General features: G+C 59.5%; 4 protein-coding genes and 3 pseudogenes. 5 read left to right on the top strand and 2 right to left on the bottom strand.

The features are described from left to right. Window positions 1–805, bottom strand: a pseudogene (locus DVH23_RS23035) (sodium:calcium antiporter); the annotation flags it as partial. A gap of 199 nt (window positions 806–1,004) precedes the next feature. Next, entirely contained in the window at window positions 1,005–1,202 is a 198-nt protein-coding gene (locus tag DVH23_RS24900; protein ID WP_232833910.1) for a hypothetical protein, read from the bottom strand. On the opposite strand from DVH23_RS24900, the pseudogene DVH23_RS23030 reads away from it, so the two are divergent. The 5 genes and pseudogenes from DVH23_RS23030 to DVH23_RS23010 all read left to right on the top strand — a co-directional run. Then, window positions 1,153–2,114 (top strand): annotated as a pseudogene (locus DVH23_RS23030) (inorganic phosphate transporter); the annotation flags it as partial. The gene DVH23_RS24900 and the pseudogene DVH23_RS23030 sit on opposite strands and share 50 nt — an antisense overlap. An 85-nt stretch (window positions 2,115–2,199) precedes the next feature. Further along, window positions 2,200–2,661, top strand: coding sequence for an IS630 family transposase (locus DVH23_RS23025; protein ID WP_157972596.1), 462 nt, complete (start codon window positions 2,200–2,202; stop codon window positions 2,659–2,661). Then, window positions 2,604–3,197 carry a transposase gene (locus DVH23_RS23020; RefSeq protein WP_114579671.1) on the top strand — a complete coding sequence of 198 codons (594 nt, stop codon included), beginning with the start codon at window positions 2,604–2,606 and terminating at the stop codon, window positions 3,195–3,197. The genes DVH23_RS23025 and DVH23_RS23020 overlap by 58 nt, the downstream gene beginning before the upstream one ends. Window positions 3,198–3,345: 148 nt before the next feature. Then, complete coding sequence (locus DVH23_RS23015) at window positions 3,346–3,765, top strand: universal stress protein (protein ID WP_114579670.1); 420 nt, start codon at window positions 3,346–3,348, stop codon at window positions 3,763–3,765. A 96-nt stretch (window positions 3,766–3,861) separates the two neighbouring features. After that, window positions 3,862–4,269, top strand: a pseudogene (locus tag DVH23_RS23010) (IS5/IS1182 family transposase); the annotation flags it as partial.

The following is a 4,269-nucleotide window of genomic DNA, read 5'->3' as shown; positions in this document are numbered from 1 at the left end:
CGAAGGGCTCGACCGCGATGAAGATCAGCGCGCCCGAAAAGGCGAACAAGAACAGGACGCTGGCGATGCGTGGTCCCTTCGACCACGATTGAAGATACGCAGGGACGCCGACGTGCACCTCCTCTTCATCAACGTCGCCACGGATGATGATAGCGAGATACATCACATAGAGACCGACGAGAACTAGCGTGTCAAGCAGACCGATGCCACCAACGGGACCGCCGCCGCTCAGGGTAGCCCCACTCAACGGGACCAGAAAGGCGAACAGAGTTGCGGCGAGCAGGAACGTAATCTCAACGGCGAGGTCACGGTCGAGGGTGACCACGTCCGCGAGGATGCCCGAGCGGCGTTCGACAGCGGGGTCGGTGTGGGTTCGCGCTCGATACACCGTGAACAGCGCAATCGCCGCCCAGCCGATTCCGATCAGGATGCGGTTCGCGCCGGTCATGTTGGCAACCGCGAGATTGGCGTTATCCATGCCCTCGGCAGTCCCCTCCAATGCTCCAGCATTCCATGCATACAGCGCATCGACGGCGTATTCGGGCGCGACCGCGAGCACTGCGAGTACCGCGATAGCAAATGCTCGTGGGACGTCTTTCTCGGCGGTTTCGGCCCCCCACGCCAGGAGGAAGGCCGCGCCGAGCACGGCAAGCCCGGCGACGATGACCGTCGTTAACGGCGCGATGTTCTCGCCTGGATGGACCGTCATGTAGCCACCGTAGGAAGCGAACGTGGCGATCCACGGGAGGGTCAAGACGAAGGCGCAGGCGAGCGCGACCAGCGGATGGCGGAACCGATTCAACATTAGAGGACCTCGTGGTGCCCCTAATCCTATCTCTTTTGATCTGTGATAGCACGGGCAACTTCCCCCCACTCTCCTCGCTTACTTCATGAGGACGGGGCGTCCTGCATCGCTGACGGGCTTTGCAGTTTCGATCAGTTGGATAACTTATGAAGATTATTTTCGTGGGTCGGTAGATACTTACGACTACTTCTCCCATACCTTATTGGATGTCTCTTACGACGGTCTTGATTGTCGGTATCGTTGCGTCGATCTTTGTTGGATTGAATATCGGCGGCTCCTCGACTGGAATCGCGTGGGGACCTGCAGTCGGGGCTGGGATTATCTCGAAAACGCTCGCTGCCGGGCTGATGACCTTCTTTGTCTTTCTGGGCGGGTGGACGGTCGGCCGAAACGTCATGGACACGCTAGCTGGGGACATCATCACGATCCCGATTTCGCTTGAATCGGGCGTCGCCGTGCTTTTTTTATCGGGCTGGGAATCCTCATCGCGAACGTCTTCGGCGTTCCCGTGCCAACCTCGATGACGACCGTTGGTTCGATCGCCGGGCTCGGACTCGCGACCGGAACGCTCAACTTCGAGACGATCGGGTGGATCGTCTCCTGGTGGGTCGTCACGCCGATCATCGGTTTCTGGATCGGGGGCGTGATCGGTCGCTATATCTATCCGGAACTCAACCGACGATTCGAGATCACCACTTCGGAGGGCCCACTGCTGGCTCTCGACCGACGTGGGACCGTTCCGACTCCCACACTTGGTCCGAACACGACCCGGAGAGAACTACTCACTACAGTCCTCGTTCTAATTATCGGCTGTTACATGGCGTTCAGCGCCGGCGCAAGCAACGTTCCCAACGCGGTCGCACCACTTGTCAGCAGCGGCGCGTTGGAGGTCAACACGGCGATTGCCATTGCGACCGTCGCGATCGGAGTCGGCGGCTTCACGATCGCCCGCCGGACGATGGAGTCAGTTGGAACCGAACTCAGCGACATTCCATTGCTCGCCGCGCTCATCGTAATGCTGACGGCCGCGACGATCACGACCGCCCTCTCGGCCATCGGCATCCCGATCAGCCTCGTGATGGCGATGGTGATGACGATCGTCGGGCTCGGTTGGGGACGTGCGACCCGGCCGGTCAGAGTCCGCGACGTTCGTGATGTCATCCGAGGGGACGAAACTGCCGAGATCGAACCCGGTGCGCTTACTGCAGACCCAAATACGCCTGTTCGCCAAATCGGCGAGGAGGAACCTCGGGAAGTTCGAGAGGCGAGTGATCTGTTCAATCCTCGGGCAGTGATCAAATACGTTTCTCGGCCGCTGACTAACAGAAACGGACATCTTCTCAGAGCACCTATCTCTAGGGATGAGAACAAAAGGCTCACCAGAAGCGCTGGAAATGCGACGGAAAGACGCTGCAAAGCTCCTCGACGAAGGGTTTGGCGTTCGAGAGGTCGCCCGTTTGCTCGATGTCTCGCCAAGCGCTGTCAGCGCTTGGAAACAAGCCTACGAGACCGAGGGAGAAGCCGGTCTGGCGGCCAAGCCCCAGACCGGCGGTGGTCGCCCTCCGTTCCTCTCGTACGACCAGTATCCACGCCTCGAACGACTTCTCCTCGAAGGACCTCGAGCCCACGGTTTTGAGACCGATCTCTGGACGCTTGCCCGTGTTGGCGTCGTCATCGAACGCGAATTCGACGTGTCTTACTCCAATTCAGGCGTCCGGAAGATCCTCAAACGGATGGGCTGGAGCTACCAGAAGCCACAGAGCTTCACCCAGAAACGTGACGACGAGGCCGTCGCTCGCTGGCGAGCGACGACCTGGCCAGAACTAAAAAAAGCGCCAGCCGAGACGGACGCCTGATCCTGTTCATCGACGAGGCTGGCTTCCGGTTCGACCCGGTCAAACGCAACTCCTGGGCGCCGGCGAAGAATCCGCCGATTCTTCGCCCGATCGCCAAGAAAGACCGCGTCTCCGCAATCGCTGGACTCGTCTATGACCCACGGACCAAAGCGACCGATCTCGGCTTTCGGCTCCAACACACCTACTACAACCGCTATACGGTGGCTTCGTTCCTGGAAGCGATGATCACCGATCTAGACAGAGACGTGCTGGTGATCCTCGACAACTGGGACCCTCATCGGCTGGCGATCGACCATCTCGAGGAAACGAATCCCGCGACGGCGAGCCGGCTCGCCGTCGCATACTTTCCCACGTACGCGCCCGATCTCAATCCACTCGAACAACTCTGGACGCACGTGAAATACGGTCAGCTGGCCAACTACGTGCCCGAGACGATCGAACAGCTCCATCGCCGCGCAGCACAGCTCATCGAAGCAAAGCAGCCCCGACAGGAAACGCTACGAAACTACATTCGAACAGCTGAGCTTGTGATGTGAGTGTTCAGTTCCAATAGTCATCGGCCGATCAATGTGGATCATCGGACCGACGGTCTCACTCGGTCTCTCGTACGCGTTTTTCGTGGCGTTTCCGTTCGTCGGGTAGCATCGTCAGGACGCTTATTCATGCGGGCGTCGTAGTGAGGGTATGATTTCGCGCGTCCTCGTTCCGATGGACAAGTCCGAGATGGCCGAACACGCGCTCAGATACGCACTCGAGGCGTTTCCGGATGCCGAGATTACCGTCTTCCACGTCGTTGGCGAACCGTCGGCATTATGGGGTGAAGCAGCCAGTCTCGCGCTTGCAGACGATATCGGTCAAGCCGCCGAAGAACATGCCTCGGACGTTTTCGATGACGCTCGAGCGATCGCTGACGAGTACGACCGAGAGATCGCGACGGACGTGCAAGTTGGCCATCCAACCCGCGCGATTCTGAATGCGGCTGAGGATTTCGATACCGTCGTGATCGGCCCACATGGAGGCTCGTTAGCTGATCGACTCCTTATGGGGAACGTTGCCGAGACGGTCTTTCGTCGGTCTCCCGTTCCAGTTACTGTCGTACGATGAATTTTGCCTTGTTTTGCTCCCGATTGACGGCAGCTTCAGACGCTCTCACGGGAAGATTCCGGCAAGCTCACCAGGGTTTGGAGGCCGTCTGGCGATATGGTATCGCTCAGACGGCTGGCGCGGATGTGTCGAGACCTTGCCAAACAGCACGTTGACGATCCGGACGTACCCGCCGCGCCCGAGGGCGCGGACGGGTACGCTGAGTGGGCACAAATCGCGTTAATTCTGTTCCGTATCGAACTCGAGAAGAGCCTCCGTGAGACTGAGGACTATCTTGACGAGATGCCCGGCGTCCTCGCCGAGTTTGACCTCGATGAGGCACCGCACTACAGTTCGCTCTGCCGGTGGGAACAAGAGTATCGGATGCGCGAACTCCCCCGCCTGCTCCGCGCTTCGGCGGAGCAGGCGGGCTGGAGTGGTGAAGCGGCCATTGACGCGAGTGGCTTCCAGCGCGATCAAACCAGTCATCACTACCGCGACCGCGCGAACTACTCGTTCCACTCA

The organism is Saliphagus sp. LR7 (genome assembly GCF_003344565.1).
Classification (GTDB): Archaea; Halobacteriota; Halobacteria; order Halobacteriales; family Natrialbaceae; genus Saliphagus; species Saliphagus infecundisoli.
This window is presented reverse-complemented; position numbering and strand designations above follow the sequence as displayed.